Origin of the sequence: Sedimentibacter sp. B4 (genome assembly GCF_000309315.1) — a bacterium.
In the GTDB taxonomy this organism is placed as follows: domain Bacteria; phylum Bacillota; class Clostridia; order Tissierellales; family Sedimentibacteraceae; genus Sedimentibacter; species Sedimentibacter saalensis.
In genome coordinates, this window is the sequence record NZ_CANG01000496.1 from 1 (window position 1) to 236 (window position 236).

Consider the following 236-nt stretch of genomic DNA (forward strand, 5'->3'; position numbering starts at 1 on the left):
GTCGGCGAGCCAGCCCGGAGCAGCTGCTCGCACGGCCTGGTCGAGAGCGTCGTCCAGCAGACCCAATGAGGCGTAGCCGCGGCTCGCGGCGAGGTGGAGTGCGGCGAGCTGTCCTGGCCTCTCGCTGTTGAGCCGCGCGCGCAACGCCTCGGCGAAGAGCTGGTGGTAGCGGAACCAGCGGCGCTCCTCGTCGAGCGCGGTGACGAAGACGTTGGCTGCTTCGAGTCGTTCGAGTT

1 protein-coding gene is annotated in these 236 nt (G+C 69.5%); it reads right to left on the reverse strand.

The features are described from left to right. Nucleotides 1–236, reverse strand: a 236-nt coding sequence (locus BN358_RS26575) for a hypothetical protein (RefSeq protein WP_040583105.1), incomplete at both ends; no start/stop codon positions are given.